The organism is Nostoc favosum CHAB5714 (genome assembly GCF_020829495.1).
GTDB classification, from domain to species: domain Bacteria; phylum Cyanobacteriota; class Cyanobacteriia; order Cyanobacteriales; family Nostocaceae; genus Nostoc; species Nostoc favosum.
This window is the reverse complement of sequence record NZ_JAIVFQ010000008.1, coordinates 90,400-106,601: the sequence shown is the minus strand read 5'-3', so window position 1 is coordinate 106,601 and position 16,202 is coordinate 90,400. Positions and strand designations below refer to the sequence as shown.

The 16,202-nt window shown below is 42.0% G+C and carries 13 protein-coding genes and 1 tRNA gene; 12 read left to right on the top strand and 2 right to left on the bottom strand.

Annotated features, from left to right (window positions below; all coding sequences use genetic code 11):
- Positions 1–84: 84 nt before the first annotated feature.
- Positions 85–1,278, bottom strand: a complete 1,194-nt coding sequence (locus tag LC586_RS08570; protein WP_229484143.1) for an aminotransferase class V-fold PLP-dependent enzyme — start codon at positions 1,276–1,278, stop codon at positions 85–87.
- Between the two features lie 299 nt (positions 1,279–1,577).
- Here LC586_RS08570 and LC586_RS08565 point away from each other — a divergent pair, with 299 nt between their 5' ends.
- From LC586_RS08565 to ftsH2, 10 genes are all read left to right on the top strand, one after another.
- Positions 1,578–3,038, top strand: coding sequence for a TM0106 family RecB-like putative nuclease (locus tag LC586_RS08565; protein WP_229484142.1), 1,461 nt, complete (start codon positions 1,578–1,580; stop codon positions 3,036–3,038).
- Positions 3,039–3,169: 131 nt separating this feature from the next.
- Entirely contained in the window at positions 3,170–4,354 is a 1,185-nt protein-coding gene (locus tag LC586_RS08560; protein WP_229484141.1) for an esterase-like activity of phytase family protein, read from the top strand.
- 285 nt (positions 4,355–4,639) lie between these two features.
- The gene (locus LC586_RS08555) at positions 4,640–6,268 is read left to right on the top strand and encodes a serine/threonine protein kinase (RefSeq protein ID WP_229484140.1); all 1,629 of its coding nucleotides are present in this window, start codon (positions 4,640–4,642) and stop codon (positions 6,266–6,268) included.
- Positions 6,269–6,363: 95 nt separating this feature from the next.
- Positions 6,364–7,890 (top strand): serine/threonine protein kinase, encoded by a 1,527-nt coding sequence (locus tag LC586_RS08550; RefSeq protein WP_229484139.1) that lies wholly within the window; start codon positions 6,364–6,366, stop codon positions 7,888–7,890.
- Between the two features lie 110 nt (positions 7,891–8,000).
- Positions 8,001–8,074, top strand: a tRNA-Asp gene (locus LC586_RS08545).
- Positions 8,075–8,212: 138 nt separating this feature from the next.
- Entirely contained in the window at positions 8,213–9,685 is a 1,473-nt protein-coding gene (gene gltX / locus LC586_RS08540) for a glutamate--tRNA ligase (protein ID WP_229484138.1), read from the top strand.
- 942 nt (positions 9,686–10,627) lie between these two features.
- Positions 10,628–10,888, top strand: a complete 261-nt coding sequence (locus LC586_RS08535; RefSeq protein WP_229484137.1) for a transposase — start codon at positions 10,628–10,630, stop codon at positions 10,886–10,888.
- 158 nt (positions 10,889–11,046) lie between these two features.
- Positions 11,047–11,541, top strand: coding sequence for a hypothetical protein (locus LC586_RS08530; protein WP_229484136.1), 495 nt, complete (start codon positions 11,047–11,049; stop codon positions 11,539–11,541).
- A gap of 3 nt (positions 11,542–11,544) precedes the next feature.
- The gene (locus tag LC586_RS08525; protein WP_229484135.1) at positions 11,545–11,823 is read left to right on the top strand and encodes a hypothetical protein; all 279 of its coding nucleotides are present in this window, start codon (positions 11,545–11,547) and stop codon (positions 11,821–11,823) included.
- A gap of 106 nt (positions 11,824–11,929) precedes the next feature.
- Positions 11,930–13,816 (top strand): ATP-dependent zinc metalloprotease FtsH2, encoded by a 1,887-nt coding sequence (ftsH2, locus tag LC586_RS08520; RefSeq protein WP_229484134.1) that lies wholly within the window; start codon positions 11,930–11,932, stop codon positions 13,814–13,816.
- Positions 13,817–13,952: 136 nt separating this feature from the next.
- Here the strand turns inward: ftsH2 and LC586_RS08515 are convergent, their stop codons facing one another.
- Positions 13,953–14,228, bottom strand: a complete 276-nt coding sequence (locus LC586_RS08515) for a hypothetical protein (RefSeq protein ID WP_229484133.1) — start codon at positions 14,226–14,228, stop codon at positions 13,953–13,955.
- Between the two features lie 416 nt (positions 14,229–14,644).
- On the opposite strand from LC586_RS08515, the gene LC586_RS08510 reads away from it, so the two are divergent.
- Entirely contained in the window at positions 14,645–14,968 is a 324-nt protein-coding gene (locus LC586_RS08510; RefSeq protein ID WP_229484132.1) for a winged helix-turn-helix transcriptional regulator, read from the top strand.
- A gap of 575 nt (positions 14,969–15,543) precedes the next feature.
- Complete coding sequence (locus tag LC586_RS08505; protein ID WP_229484131.1) at positions 15,544–16,089, top strand: hypothetical protein; 546 nt, start codon at positions 15,544–15,546, stop codon at positions 16,087–16,089.
- The last annotated feature ends 113 nt before the right edge of the window (positions 16,090–16,202 follow it).

Sequence of the window (16,202 nt, the reverse complement as noted above, 5' to 3'; positions counted from 1 at the left end):
AAGTGCATCTTCATAGCGGAATGGTATTAGGAGTTAGGAGTTAAAATTACAATTCCCAGACTGATAACTTATAACTCCTAACTTTTAATTAATTTTGCAAAAACTTTGAATCGCCTCAATCAATTGGTCGATTTCCGATTCTAAAGTAAAGTAATGGACGGTAACGCGTATACAGCTAGGATCGGCAATTGTCCGAGTTAATATTCTTTGTGAGTCTAAAAATTGCACCAACTTGAGATGAGGCTGGGGCTGATTATTTATGAGTTGGAAGGATACTATACCGCTTTCGGGTGGGGAAGTTCGCAGACACTTGACATCAGGTAATGCCACTAAGCGCCGCCAAAGGTAGTCACTGTTTTGGCAAATTTGCTCGTAACGTTCCTGTGAGGTTCCCCATTGCTGATGGATTGCGATCGCCTCTCGTAACCCAACATACAACGGATAAGCTAATGTAGATACTTCGTATCGTCGCCCATCGGGAAGCCAATCTACAGGCTGAGATTGACTATCCACAACAATGCCATTCAAACCAATAAACGTAGGTTTCAGACTTTCTCGTGCTTCTGGTCGGACATACAAGCCACCAGCACCCGCAGGGCCACATAGCCATTTGTGACCAGTGAAAGCATAAAAATCTACACCCAATTCTGTCAAGTTTAAAGGCAACAAACCAGCAGATTGGGCAGCATCTATCAGTAGGAAAGAATGATTATTCCTGCATACTTCGGCAATTTTATCAAGAGGTAAAACTTGACCAGTATTCCAGAAAACATGACTTAATATTACAAGACGGGTATTAGGGCGTAAGTTCTGGGCAATGACTTTTACAGGGTCGTCCTCATTTAAAGTTGCCTTTAGGGGACAGGTGGTAACTTCCACCGCGAATCTCCGTGAGATTTCCTGTGTTGTGGCAATTACGCCTGGGTGTTCGCAGTCTGAAAGCAGTATATGGTCGCCAGCACGCCACTCGATGCCCCACATGGCGATATTACAGCCAACAGTGACATTCTGCGTAAGAGTAATTGTTTCGCTTGGTGCATTTAACTCTGAAGCGATCGCAACTCTAGCAGCTTGAGTCTGGGGCGCTATCCAGCGATACGCCTCATTACCAAAGGGGCCTATTTGCTGAACATAAGCTTGAGTTTGGGCGATCGCATCCATTGCCCTTTGGGGCATCGGCCCTTGCCCCCCATAATTGAAATAAATCTTATTTGCTAAAGCCGGAAATTGCTCTCGATGGCTATGCAACCTGGTTTGTGTGGCAGAAGTACTGGTCATACCAATTTTAGATTTTAGATTGTAGATTTTGGATTAGTCAAAAGTCATTAGACCTCTTGCAAAAGTCCCTAACACCCCACCCCCAACCCCTCTCGAAGAGCGGGGAGGGGAGACAAAGCGTAGCTTTGGCGGGGTGGGGTTCAAATTGTTTGATTTATGCAAGAGGTCTATTGATTGTTAGTTATTTTTTACTCATCTCCCTTATCTCCCTCATCCTCCTCATCTCCTCCATTCTCCCACTCCATCATTAGTTGTCTGAGTTATTCCCAGACTCTACTAATTCTTGTTAACTTAAAAGAATGCTAATTAATGCTGAACTCCTACTGCAATACCAACGCTGTAAACGTCGGACTTTTCTAGATATCCACGGTGACAAAAGTCAGCGTGATGCTCCCAATGAGTTGCTGCGGAAACTACAACAGGACAAAATCGCTCATCATCTGAGTGCTTTGGCAAAGGTGACTTATCACCAACCAGATTATTCTTATGGAAACTGGGAAGCGGCAGAGGCAGCAACTTTAGAATTGATGCAGGATGGGGTTGAGTACATCTATAAGGGAGTACTGTTAGCAACTTATTCTGAAGGATACACCCTGCTAAGTCGTCCAGATTTACTCGTCAAACGGCCAGGAAAATCTTGCTTTGGAGATTGGATGTACGTTCCGGCTAGTATTGAACTCGGTAAGCGCCCTAAGCAAGAATATCAAGTTGTTGCCGCATTTCACGCCCAAGTATTGGCAACAGTACAGGACTTTGCACCAGAAACAGCTTGGCTGATATTGCGTACCAAGGATAGAAATTATCCTGTGGATTTGCTCAAATGGACACCACGGATGCAGCAGATTCTGGAGGAGTTTATTCAAGTTTTAGAATTACCGAATCCGCCAGAGGTGTTTATTTCTCGGCAAAAGTGCAATCTTTGCCATTGGTATAGTCAATGTTATGCGATCGCTCAATCTGAAAAACATCTCTCACTATTACCAGGTGTAACACCCATTCGCTACACTCAACTGCAAGACGTAGCCATCACCACACTAGAATCTCTCGCTAACACCAGTCCCAGCACCTTAGAAAACCTAGTTGGTTTTGACAGGGAAGTAGCGCCCAAGCTGATAGTGCAAGCTCAATCTGCATTGGAAAAACGACCGTTAATATTACCCTACCCGCTACCAATAAAAGATATTACATTCACAGCACCTATAGAGCTTTACTTTGATATTGAAGCACAACCAGACTTAGATTTAAATTATCTTTTGGGGGTTTTGGTCGTTGATAGACTTGCCAATACAGAACAGTTTTATTCGTTTTTAGCAGATAAACCAGAAGACGAAGAATTAGTTTGGCAGCAATTTTTGGATTTAGTTTGGCAATATCCCGAAGCGCCAATTTACCATTTTTGTGTCTACGAGTTTGATACAGTCAAACGGTTGGCAAAGCTTTACAAAACTCCTTCCTCCTTAGTGCGTCCTGTACTGAGTCGATTTGTGGATGTGTATGAACAATTAACCCAAAGTGTAGCATTGCCTGTAGAAAGTTATGCCCTGAAAGCGATCGCTCGTTGGTTAGGATTCGAGTGGCGGGAAAAAGAAGCTAGTGGTGCTAAATGTATTTACTGGTATGATCAGTGGCTAGAAACAGGCGATCGCAGCTTACTAGAAATTATTCAAAGCTACAACGAAGATGACTGTCGCGCTACCCTCAGAGTGAAAAACTGGCTTGTAAACTTTTTTCAGGATGAATATGGTTTGCGGCTAGCTTAAGTAATTTCGTATTTTTTAAAGATTTTCAATTAGTTTGAATACATATTATTTGTAGCGGCGCACAGATGTGCAACCCTGCTTGCTTCAGCGTGATATCTTATTTGTAATTTTCCCATTTCAAGCAAAAATCTATGCAGCTAATGAAAAATATCTTCAAAATTCCACGAATTATTTACTTCTTTATCACAATTATAATTATCATCCTTTTATTAAAATTTTTACCTATAAATGCTGTTGAAATCAGTAGCATAGACTTTATCGGAGAAGCTACTTTAGCAAAGGGTTTAAACTTACAAAAAACTCAAATTGGAGGTTTATCTGGAATTACCTATGATGCCAAAAACAACTTTTATTATGGTATTTCCGATGACCGTGGACAAAAAGCTAATGCCCGTTTATACACCCTGACAATCGACTTAAGCAAGGGTTCCTTACAACAGGGTAGAGTTGTTCCTGTCAATGTAACCACATTATTAAATGAAAATGCTCAAACATTTCGCCCTGGTGAAACTGATACAGAAGGTATTGCCTTAACTAATAAAGCAACTGTATTTATTTCTTCTGAAGGCGATGCTGCAAAATTAATTAATCCTTTTATTAAAGAGTTCTCACTATCTTCTGGTAGAGAAATTGCAACACTTCCCATACCAAACAAATTTTTGCCAGATAAAAGTAATCAAAAAGGTATCCGCAACAATTTGGCTTTTGAAACCCTCACCATCACACCCGATAAAAAGCATCTATTCACAGCCACCGAAAATGCTCTAATTCAAGATGGTGTCGCAGCCAAAGCTAACATCGGTACTCCTTGCCGGATTTTGCAATACAACTTGCTCAACAACCAGCCAGAAAAGGAATTTCTTTACCAAACAGAACCAGTTTCCCCCTTTTTGAATGTGACTGGCAAATTCGCTAGTGGATTACCTGATTTACTTGCTCTCGATAATCAAGGACACTTCCTAAGTTTAGAACGGTCTTTTACTGGTTTAGGATTTGCTATTTCCCTATTTCAGGTTTCTTTAGAAGGAGCTGATGATATTTATAAGATAGATAGCCTTTTAGCAGTTGGCTCTAAGAATATTAAAACAGTTCATAAAAAATTGTTGTTAGATTTGAGAACCCTAGATGTACTGCTAGACAACATCGAAGGCTTAACTCTTGGCCCTAAACTACCTGATGGTCAGCAATCATTAATTCTCATCAGCGATAACAACTTTAACGTCCTGCAACGCACCCAGATACTAGCCTTTAAAATTAAAATTGAAACATCACTAATCAGATTATTACGCCGTTTACTCCCGAATCTCAACCGTTAGTTGTACAGAGGTATCGGGTCTTTACTGCCATTTACTTTCTCCTGTGTATTCACGGAATCTACTAGGCAGCTTTATCTAGCTTATTTGTAGTTTCCGTGTAATTTCTCAACCGTACTCCTTAATAAATATGTTAGACAATGGTTAGGAAATTTTGCAAACATATTAACCATGATTACAAAAGATGATTAGTTTTCTACAAATTTTGATCATTTTTAAATTTAAATTTAATAATTAGCTAGATTTATTCAAGTATTTTGCCAACAATATTTTTCATAAATGATTTTTATGTCACCAAGTAAAGTTGAGAATATGGTAGGGCAAAAAGCAGAATTAGACGATTACATTGGACAATTTTTAAATAATCGCTACTTAATCAGAGATTTGATTGGCAAAGGGGGCATGAGTAGAGTTTATTTAGCAGAAGATACTGCTAAAGGTGGTATGCCGATCGCAGTCAAAGTCTTATCATTTAATTTGGCTAACCAGCACATGTCCCAACGCTTTGCCAGAGAGATTTTCATTGGCGCTCAATTGGGTCGCAAAAGTAAACATATTGTTCGCATTTTAAGTTACGGCGTTACCGAGGATAAAACTCCATTTTATGTAATGGAATACCTCCAAGGAAAAAATCTCAAACAAATTCTCAAAATTCAGCCATTAACAATATCGAATTTTTTAGAGATTTGTAATCAAATTTGTTTAGGCTTACAATGTGCCCACCAAGGTATCAGCCTCAAAGGAGAGATTTATCCTATTGTTCATAGAGATATAAAACCAGAAAATATATTCATTACTGAAGATAATAAACAACGAGAAATTGTTAAGATACTAGATTTTGGTATTGCCAAGTTTTTAACAGAGCGAAGTGGAATGACTCTGACAGATTCTTTTATTGGCAGTTTACCTTACTGTTCTCCAGAACACATGGAAGGGCGCAAATTGCTAGATGTGCGCTCTGATATTTACAGTTTGGGAGTACTAATGTTTGAGATGCTGACAGGAAAGCATCCATTTCAGATTCAGACAAAAAGTAACTCTTTTGGTACTTGGTATCAAGCGCATCGCTTTCAAATTCCACCTACGCTTGAGGAAGTGAACCCGCAAGTCAAAATACCGCAGGTGTTAGAAAAAATAGTGATGAGTTGTTTAGCTAAAGAAGTAAGCGATCGCCCTCAACATATCAACCAAATATTAGAAGATTTAAAAAAAATTCATTTTCAGATTAATGATGGTATTCCTAGTAACAACAGTGATATTATTAAACTTTCATGTCCGGTTCAATTAGTACCTGCAACTTTATTATCAGAAAAAGAGTGCTTGCAGAAGAATTGGCCTAAAAATAAACCAATTGCGCCAATTGGGTTTCCCCATTTACTACAAACGACTGAAAGAGCTATACCAACTTTTTGGGCAATGTTACCCAAACAAGAGATTACAAGATTTTTGGATAAAATACATGGTACTGAATTTATAAGTCAAATGAATGTTTACCCAATGCTATTGTGGGTAACAGTACTATACGACGCCCAACCTTCTATGACTAAGTGGCTACCTTATTTTCTGGATTTGAAAGATAATAAGGGCCAGAATATAGCACGTACTTTAGCAGAAGTAGGTTACTATCATCTACTATTTTTTGCCATAGAAGATCCAACTCGTTGCGCTCATGTAACAACTTTAAACCTTACAGCTAACCAGCGCCAGCAACTTATAGATTGCTTAGACATGAGTCAGCCTTCAAATGAATTAATTCTGTCTAATCAAGCCAAAAATCTTCTAAAAACAGATTATGAAAAGCTAAAGTTAGACATCTTACGAAAGTTAGCCGCAGATCAAAAATCTGAGACAGAAGGTTTCAAAAATTGGATGGATAAATTTTTGGAGATGTTTTTAAAACTTTTATCACGTTCTTGAAAATTTGCAATCAAAATGCTTGCTACCATTACCTAATGATATTTTTATGTGTGTATTGTTAACTTTAAATAGACTCAGCAGCAGAGGTGAATAAAGTGAATAAGAGCTTATTTACATCTCCAAGTAGTACGGGCTTGCTTGCCAATCGTTATCAACTCAAGCAATTAATTGGTAGCGGTGGTATGGGTGAAGTTTTTTTAGCAAATGATATTTTGTTAGGAGGCATACCAGTTGCTATCAAATTTTTGACTCAAACTGTTGTAGATAACAAGATGGAACAAGACTTTGCTCGTGAAGCTTTAATGAGTGCAGTTTTGAGTCAAAAGAGCTTACATATAGTGCGGGCGTATGATTATGGTGTGAATGAGAAAGGAAAACCATACTATGTCATGGAATATCTATGTGGGAAGAGTTTAAAGGATTTAATTCCGCTACCAATGCCCATGTTTTTGACTCTCTCCCGCCAAATTTGTTTGGGCTTACAGTGCGCCCATCAAGGCATTAATATTGATGGTAAGATTTGTCCTTTGGTTCATAGAGATATTAAGCCTGCCAATATCTTAGTTATTCCTGATCCGATATTGGGTCAGTTAGTTAAAATTCTCGATTTTGGTATTGCTAGATTTTTGAATTATACATCAAAAACTAGTACAAACAGGGGATTTAATGGCACTTTACCCTACTGTTCTCCAGAACAGCTAGATGGGGAAAAATTAGATAGTCGCTCAGATATTTATAGCCTGGGTGTGATGATGTTTGAAATGCTCACAGGCAAAAAACCCTGGCAACCAGAAACTGATTACTTTGGCGCTTGGTATAAAGCACATCAATTTGAACAACCAAAAGCGATCGCAGATGTTAAACCCACTCTTAAAATACCTCAGAAGCTAAATAATTTAATCATGTCTTGTCTTGCTAAAAAATCTTGCGATCGCCCCCAAAATATCGCTCAAATTTTGCAAGTTTTAAACGGTTTGGAAGAGTCTTATTGTCCCAGTATACCTACAACTTTAGCCTCTAGTTCCATCCTTACCCGTCCTTTAGATTCAGGTTTACCAGTTACAGTAGAACAAAGCTGTCAGAAACTTTTGTGGCCTCAAAATAAACCAATTCAAGAAATTGTTTTTCCCCAGCTTCTAGACACCGCACAGGGAACTATGACAGCCCTATGGTTAATGTTGCCTAAACAAGAAATCAAAAACTATGCCCTTTCTACCCGTTACAACCAGTTTATCTTCATGACATCCCCTCATCCAATGCTGTTGTGGGTGACTGTACTCTACAATCGGCAATTGGCTCCTAAGTGGCTACCCTGCTACTTAGATATGCAAAATCCCCAAAATCTTAGGCTGGTAAGTTTGCTGGCTGAAAATGAACACTATCCTTTGATTTTCTTTACTCTGGAAGCACCAAATTCCTGCACCAACGTTCTCAGCAGTCGCATCGAGCCAACTCAGCGCCAAATGTTGAAAAACTGGGCGCAACAAATTCATAGTCTACCACCAGCTTCTGTGCCCCAGTTGAGCAAACAGCTATTAAAGCAGCAGTATAAACAAATCCAATCTCGGATATTGCAGCATCTGGAATCACAGCCACAGGTTGTATTATCAGGCTCTATTTGAGGAAAAATCCGCACCTTGGAGAGATGGGACAAAAAGAATTCCTAATTTCTAACTCCAAAACGCTTGACAAGTAGAAAAAAAATAGTGATAATAGCAAAGTTGCCAAACAAGGGACTGTAGTTCAATTGGTTAGAGCACCGCCCTGTCACGGCGGAAGTTGCGGGTTCGAGCCCCGTCAGTCCCGTTCTAAATTTATGAGTAGTGAATCACTGAACTGAACTTCGGTGATTTTTGATTTTGAATTCCCCAAAGGGATTGACTCAGAATTCAGGGTTTGAATATAAGCTACATTTATCATGCTTTGCGAAAGAGAGAATTAACTGTGACTGTCAGAGTCCGTATTGCGCCGAGTCCAACCGGGAATTTACATATTGGTACAGCTAGAACGGCTGTATTTAACTGGTTATTTGCCCGCCACCACGGCGGGAAATTTATCCTGCGAATAGAAGACACAGATTTAGAGCGATCGCGTCCCGAATACACCGACAATATTCTTGAAGGATTGCGTTGGCTAGGGCTTAACTGGGATGAAGGGCCATTTTTCCAATCTCAACGCCTGGATTTTTATAAAGAAGCAGTGCAAAAACTGCTAGATCAAGGATTAGCCTATCGCTGCTACACCACTTCTGAAGAACTAGAAACTCTAAGAGAAGCTCAGAAAGCTAGAGGCGAAGCTCCTCGCTATGACAACCGTCACCGCAACCTCACGCCAGAACAACGCGCCGCATTTGAAGCAGAAGGTCGCTCCTCTGTGATTCGCTTCAAAATCGAAGATGGGCGAGAAATTGTCTGGAACGACCTAGTAAGGGGAAAGATGTCTTGGCGAGGTAGCGATTTAGGTGGGGATATGGTCATCGCCCGCGCCTCAGAAGAAGGAAGCGGTCAACCTTTATACAACTTTGTAGTTGTAGTGGATGACATCGATATGCAAATCACCCATGTCATCCGGGGAGAAGACCACATCGCCAACACTGCCAAGCAAATTTTACTGTATGAAGCAATGGGTGCAAAAATCCCAGAGTTTGCCCACACGCCGCTAATTTTGAACATGGAAGGACGCAAGCTTTCTAAGCGGGATGGTGTCACTTCTATTTCTGACTTTCAGCAAATGGGCTTTACTGCTGAAGGCTTGGTGAATTATATGACATTGCTGGGTTGGTCGCCACCAGACTCGACGCAAGAAATATTTACCTTAGAAGAAGCAGCAAAAGAATTTGGTTTTGAGCGTGTAAATAAAGCAGGTGCAAAGTTTGACTGGGACAAGCTGGATTGGTTGAACAGTCAGTATATCCACAAGACGCCAGTAGATAAACTCACAGATTTACTCATACCCTATTGGCAAGCGGCTGGGTATAAATTTGATGGTGGACGCGTAGACGCGGAGCGGCTTCTCGTTAGAGATCGCGCCTGGTTAGAACAGCTAGTAACTTTAATTAGCCAGAGTTTGACTCGTTTAGTGGATGCAGTACCTCAAAGCCAACTGTTTTTTACTGACACAGTTGAATTTAGCGACGAAGGTAGTACACAACTCAAGCAAGAAGGTTCTACTGCTGTCCTTGAGGGGATTGTTACAGCTTTAGAAAATCAGCCGCAACTGTCAGAAGCCGCCGCCCAGGAGATTATTAAACAAGTGGTGAAAGAGCAAAAAGTCAAAAAAGGCTTAGTAATGCGATCGCTCAGAGCAGCCTTAACTGGAGATGTTCATGGCCCCGACCTCATACAATCTTGGTTACTACTAAATCAGATTGGTTTAGATAAGTCGCGCTTGAGCAGGGCAATAACAGAAGCTAATTAGCGATTACAACAATTTTTAGATGGGTCTGGGAGTGGGGAGAGACGCGATTAATCGCGTCTGTACGGAGTGGTAAGTGAGGGATTATAAGAATTCTTCCCCATTCCCTATTCCCCGCCTTCACCCAGAAATTTTGGATTGATCGAGTAATAGAGCAACTATAAGAACAAGAAATTATTGACCGGAATTAATGGGATACAGAGCTACGCCCTTCCAGGGCGGCTTTGATTTTTAATATATTCTTTCAACACTTCAATTGGTGCACCACCAACGGTTGAGTTCGCACTTAAATCCCCTACTGATGATAACTTGATACCCATGTAAGTGAAGGCGAGTACCCTAGAAAACCTAAGTCTTACCGTCCTGGTGCGGGATTGAAAGCACACAGACTACCAGTAATTTGGTAGCCCCTACATCTAAGACTGACTATCAATGATGTAAAGCGGGGGTGAAAGCAGAAATAGGCGGTAATAGCTGAAAGCGCCTACTGCAAGCAAGAGTACATGGGTAGAAACAACAAAGTGCCGATGAGCCATCGTTATACGTTACCAGGGATATAAGCTTGTAGACCTTGTGTCTACCTCCTGGGCTGGGAATATCCGGCAAGGGTAAGGTCTAGCAGGATCTTCCTACCGAGCTAGCGCACTACCTATAACCCCGATGGAAAGGCACCCCCTAACGACTCAGATCAATGAGTATCAGGAACGAAGGAACCCATCTGTGTGTTCCACTACGGTCGATTAGTAGGTAAGCGGTCAGGCTACATACCACAGATGGAAAGGATGGTTCAAAAAGCTAAAAGCCCAACCAGAAATAACTGGTAATGCTTGAAAAGAGATGGCGTAACTGCCGGGATACGCTGACATGAACCGCAGTGTGCAGAGAGCTAGAGGTGTAACTAGTAATGAATAAGCCTAATTCGGATTCCAAAGGGGATATCGAGGGATGGAGAAGTATCAATTGGCGACAAATTGTGGCTACCAATGGGGCAAGCTTGATTTGTCGGTAAGGGAGATAGTTTGCATAAATTGCAACTCTCATCATTGTCGAGATGGCAACGCCGCAAAAAATATAGAAAAAGTCGGGGTAGGGCATATCCACGACTCTAAACGGACACGGAGGGAGTGTAAGACCGAAATTTCGGCTATTCCCGATGAACTGTCAACCCGGCTAGAATACGAACAACTACGGTTGTTTGATTGCTAGAGAATCACCGTCCCTTTTAGGGCGGTGAGGATGTCAATAACTACTAATGAATTATCCCCAATTTCAAATCTAAAATAGGTAGTCAATTATCCTCACGTTGGGAACTTGGTGTGTAAAATTCATGTCTTCAAAAACACTTAGAAGCGAACGTAATTACAATGCCAACAAAAGCGCTCAATAGAGGGATGAGATTATCGTTCATGATAGTTACGCTGTTCATCACATCGGCAGTTAATACTGCCGTTGATGCTCAGGAAGCGCCAACGATATTTGGAGATGTCACCATTGGCCCTCAGTTTTCCCCAGACCCCCTGACAGTTCGCGGGATGAGTGGTGGTTCAATATCTGGCAGTCAAGTAGGTGGGAGAAGTGAAACAGCCACTGGCCCTTGCACCGGATTTGTTGATGAAACACCAGACCACACATTAGCGCTAACAAGTAAATTTGACTACCTGAAGCTGCAAGTGCAAAGTCCTGAAGACACCACCATGATTATCAAGGGGCCCGGTGGTACTTGGTGCAATGACGATTTTGAAGGCAAAAATGCTGGCATTATTGGTGAATGGCTGGCTGGAACTTACAAAATTTGGATTGGTTCCTACGAAAAAGACAAGTATCTTCCTTACACTCTAAAAATTACAGAAGTTAAATAGGGAATGGGGAATGGGGAATGGGGCATTGGGCATTGGGCATTGGGCATTGGGCATTGGGCATTGGTTATTTCTCTCTCCCTACTCCCCCTAATGATGATTGAGAGAGGCTGGAACGACACAAGGAGCATTCTGGAGAAATTATCCGTGTCTTTGCATCCCGTTGCGCTCCCTTTTCTCGTGCGATATTGTATTAAAATTAAGTTAACTTTGATTAAGATTCTTGTTGGCATCGCCATAATGCGCCAATCGCTGTATGGCGGTGCATATAAGAGATCAAATTAAACAAAATGGATTTATAGACATCCGTTTAACAGCTTAAAGTGACAGAGTGATGAACATTCGGTTGCTGAGGCTGATCAGTTGTATAGGCATCTAGAGGCAAATTAAGATGAAATTCTCTTGGAAAGTAGTAGTACTCTGGACATTGCCTGCTTTGGTAATTGGTTTTTTCTTCTGGCAAGGGGCCTTTGCAGGCGCTCCTACTGACATGAGTAAGAATGCAGCCAATACCCGCATGACTTATGGTCGGTTTCTAGAATACTTGGATGGCGATCGCGTCACCAGCGTGGATCTGTACGAAGGCGGTAGGACAGCAATTATAGAAGCCCGCGATCCAGACATCGAAAATCGTGTCCAAAGGTGGCGTGTGGATTTGCCTGTTAACGCTCCTGAGTTAATTAGCAAGCTCAAAGAAAAAGACATTAGTTTTGATGCTCACCCCATGCGGAATGATGGCGCAATTTGGGGATTATTGGGCAATCTCATATTTCCAGTTTTATTGATTACTGGGTTGTTCTTTTTGTTCCGGCGTTCTAGCAACCTCCCCGGCGGGCCAGGTCAAGCAATGAACTTCGGCAAATCCAAGGCGCGTTTCCAAATGGAGGCGAAAACCGGGGTAAAATTTGACGACGTAGCCGGGATTGAAGAAGCTAAAGAAGAACTGCAAGAAGTCGTCACCTTCCTCAAGCAGCCAGAAAGATTTACTGCTGTAGGCGCACGGATTCCCAAGGGAGTGCTGTTAGTTGGGCCTCCTGGAACTGGTAAAACTTTACTAGCAAAAGCGATCGCTGGTGAAGCAGGCGTACCTTTCTTCAGTATTTCCGGTTCGGAATTTGTGGAAATGTTCGTTGGTGTGGGTGCATCCCGCGTCCGCGATTTGTTTAAGAAAGCCAAAGACAACGCCCCCTGTATCATCTTCATCGATGAAATCGACGCAGTTGGACGCCAACGTGGTGCTGGTATTGGCGGCGGTAACGACGAGAGAGAGCAAACCCTCAACCAATTGCTCACCGAAATGGACGGGTTTGAAGGTAATACAGGCATCATTATTATTGCTGCCACTAACCGTCCTGATGTACTAGACTCAGCCTTGTTGCGTCCTGGTCGCTTTGACCGACAAGTAACAGTCGATGCACCCGATATCAAAGGACGTTTGGAAATCTTACAAGTCCATGCGCGGAACAAGAAATTAGATCCTAGTGTATCTTTGGATGCGATCGCTCGCCGCACTCCTGGATTCACTGGTGCTGACTTAGCCAACTTACTCAACGAAGCAGCAATTCTGACTGCCAGAAGACGCAAAGAAGCTATCACCCTCCGCGAAATTGATGACGCGGTGGATCGGGTAGTCGCTGGGATGGAAGGAACTCCTTTGGTAGATAGCAAGAGCAAGCGCTTAATTGCATACCACGAAATTGGACACGCTTTGGTTGGGACTTTGTTAAAAGACCATGACCCAGTACAGAAAGTTACCTTAATCCCACGGGGACAAGCACAGGGTTTGACTTGGTTTACTCCCAACGAAGAACAAGGGTTAATTTCTCGTTCTCAGTTGAAAGCCAGGATTACTGGTGCTTTGGGCGGTCGCGCTGCTGAGGAAGTGATTTTTGGGGCTGCGGAAGTCACAACTGGCGCTGGTGGAGACTTGCAGCAGTTATCGGGAATGGCAAGGCAAATGGTGACTCGTTTTGGGATGTCCGACTTAGGGCCACTGTCGTTAGAAAGCCAGCAGGGTGAAGTGTTCTTGGGTCGTGACTGGACAACCCGATCTGAGTATTCCGAATCTATCGCCTCTCGCATTGATGGACAAGTGCGAGCGATCGTGGAAGAATGCTACGAAAACGCGAAGAAGATTGTCCGTGACCATCGCACTGTCACCGATCGCTTAGTCGATCTGCTCATCGAAAAAGAAACCATTGACGGCGAAGAATTCCGCCAGATTGTGGCTGAGTACGCTGAAGTCCCAGAGAAGCAGCAGTACGTACCGCAACTATAGTAGCTGGCTTATTTCCAGTCTTTTGCCTGGGAATGATAAAAGAAGTAAAAAATTAAATGAGGATGGTATGTACTATCCTCATTTTTTATGTGAAATTTTGTAGTGCATTTTTGGGTTGGCAGACAACGAGTGACAGCTACGCTAGTTTAACGGCTATTTGTCTTCTACTATCGATGCGATCAATACCACGACCATTAGCGACAAAGATGTTGCCAGTTGATTCCTGTACGGCTACGCCTTGAGGAGTAGCAAGCGTCCCTGGAGTCCCTGGAAGTTCCCCTTGAGCTAGGTTAGCAGGTCTACCAATACTAGTATTGTATTTTAAGCTAACAGCCTTGACTTCGACGGCGGTTGCCAAAAGTAAGAATCCAGCACTGGCAATAGCTACTGAGAAAATTTTTACTGCTTTCATACAGTTGAACTCCTAGATTATGCAACTTTAACGGTTGTTCCTAAACAAGCGCAAAAACAACTGTGCAATTGCACACTGTTACGTTAGCAACACAGATGCCAATTATTGCGTCAATCACACACGACTGTTACTTGCTTTGTTTGTCAGATAGTAGGATTCTCTTAATCCTGATAGAGGTACGATAGCGGCTGTCCAAACTTATAACGGATTAGTTACTTCAATAGTTACTATAAGTTACCTAGTAAAAATGTAAAGTAGGTACTTTAAAGTAACTAAATCACCCCTGATAAACTACTTATGACTCTATTTAGGGAACTCCAAAAAATAAATTATTCCACTTAAAGTCGTTGACTGTTGACTGTTGACTGTTGACTGAAAACTCGTGAACCGTCAACGGTCAACAGTGAACAATAGCAATGGAATATTTTTTTACTTGGAAGTCCCTTAACGAACCTACAAGTTGTCCCATTGGCGTATTAACAAATTTGCTAACTGGGCCTTGGACACTAACCATTCTTTGGATTTTGCACTCCAAAGGCCCTACTCGGTTTGGTGCTTTAAAACGTCAGCTTGAAGGGATATCATCAAAAGTCCTAACTGAGAGGCTACGAATGCTTGAGGAGGCAGAGGTCGTTTACCGCGTTTATAAGCCGATGATTCCTCCTCAAGTTACTTATGGTCTAACAGAACGAGCGCAAGACTTGATTGTAGTTAGGACTTACGCACGAGTTACGGAATAACGAACCGCAGAGGCGCAGAGAAGCCAGTGCGCCCTTGCGGTTCCCCGACTTGAAGCAACTGGCGCGACACGGAGAAATCAGAGTTTGAGAGATATTTTGCGTAAGTCCTAGTAGTTCTAGATCAACTTGAAGCGATCGCCCATAAATGGTATGCACAGGAGCAGGAAAAGATAAAACCGTCAGTGAAAGGATAATACGAACTGCAACATTGAGTCAGGTTAAAGAATTTGCTAGGAACAATTGCTCCAAAATCGGTGTTTGGAACGCCCTTTCCTACCCACCGTGCTGGCCAATTTCCCAATTTGGGAAAACTTGTAGTGAGGAAATAAGCTCAGAAATTCTAACTTGCATTAATCCTTAACTACAATATTGGTGCTTTCTGCGTTTCTGTAAGCGTTAATAAATGATTGGGCAGTCATAACTTCATTAAGAGGATTTACAGAAGTTCAATCGTAATATTAATTTGTTGGTTTGATTAAAGTAATAAACCAATTCCACTATTCAACAGATTAAAAATCCGAAACTGATAACATAGGTATTGTATATAAACATATACCCAATTTTATTTGCAGCAAATGAATAGCAAAGCTAAATTACTGAGTCTTGGTATCGTAACGGTTGCTCTTTCTTCTCTAACTGTCGGCACAGTTATAGCACAGACAAAACTGACAAATCAATCGAAATTTTTCATCAATGGTGTTGGACAAGTTCGAGTTGGGATGACTGTTTCCCAAGCGGCAAAGGCTGCTGGTACTAAGCTAATTGGCGATTCACCTAATAACAATTGCTACTATGTTAAGCCGGAATGGGAACCTAAAAATCTTGGGTTCATGGTTACAGAAGGTCGCATTTCTAGGGTAGATGTGTGGAGAGATGGCAAAATTACTACCTTAAAAGGTGCAAAAATCGGCGACACCGAAGCACGAATCAAATCTCTTTATCCAGGACAAATTAAAGTCACACCGCATGAATACGTCGAAGGTGGACATTACCTAACATTCATCCCAAAAGACCAATCTGACCAGAACTATCGTGTAATATTTGAGACTGATGGTAAGCGTGTTACTCAGTTTCGGTCAGGTAAACTACCGGAAGTTGAATTTGTTGAAGGCTGTTCTTGATCTGAAATATCATCAAACTTACTTTCTTAGCTTTCGCAAGTTGCGTTGGCTATGCCCGCCGTTCGCGTAGCGTCTCGTAGAGAAAGCATCGCTGCACTTTACTCCCAAGATGA

Excerpts from the sequence above, each read along its gene's own strand:
- LC586_RS08525 (WP_229484135.1), top strand. The coding sequence starts at position 11,545 with ATGGGGAATGGGGAATGGGGCATTGGGCATTGGGCATTGGGCATTGGG.
- LC586_RS08505 (WP_229484131.1), top strand. The coding sequence starts at position 15,544 with ATGAATAGCAAAGCTAAATTACTGAGTCTTGGTATCGTAACGGTTGCT.
- LC586_RS08510 (WP_229484132.1), top strand. The coding sequence starts at position 14,645 with ATGGAATATTTTTTTACTTGGAAGTCCCTTAACGAACCTACAAGTTGT.
- LC586_RS08530 (WP_229484136.1), top strand. The coding sequence starts at position 11,047 with ATGCCAACAAAAGCGCTCAATAGAGGGATGAGATTATCGTTCATGATA.
- LC586_RS08535 (WP_229484137.1), top strand. The coding sequence starts at position 10,628 with ATGGAGAAGTATCAATTGGCGACAAATTGTGGCTACCAATGGGGCAAG.
- LC586_RS08565 (WP_229484142.1), top strand. The coding sequence starts at position 1,578 with ATGCTAATTAATGCTGAACTCCTACTGCAATACCAACGCTGTAAACGT.
- ftsH2 (WP_229484134.1), top strand. The coding sequence starts at position 11,930 with ATGAAATTCTCTTGGAAAGTAGTAGTACTCTGGACATTGCCTGCTTTG.
- LC586_RS08570 (WP_229484143.1), bottom strand. The coding sequence starts at position 1,278 with ATGACCAGTACTTCTGCCACACAAACCAGGTTGCATAGCCATCGAGAG.
- LC586_RS08555 (WP_229484140.1), top strand. The coding sequence starts at position 4,640 with ATGTCACCAAGTAAAGTTGAGAATATGGTAGGGCAAAAAGCAGAATTA.
- LC586_RS08515 (WP_229484133.1), bottom strand. The coding sequence starts at position 14,228 with ATGAAAGCAGTAAAAATTTTCTCAGTAGCTATTGCCAGTGCTGGATTC.
- LC586_RS08560 (WP_229484141.1), top strand. The coding sequence starts at position 3,170 with ATGCAGCTAATGAAAAATATCTTCAAAATTCCACGAATTATTTACTTC.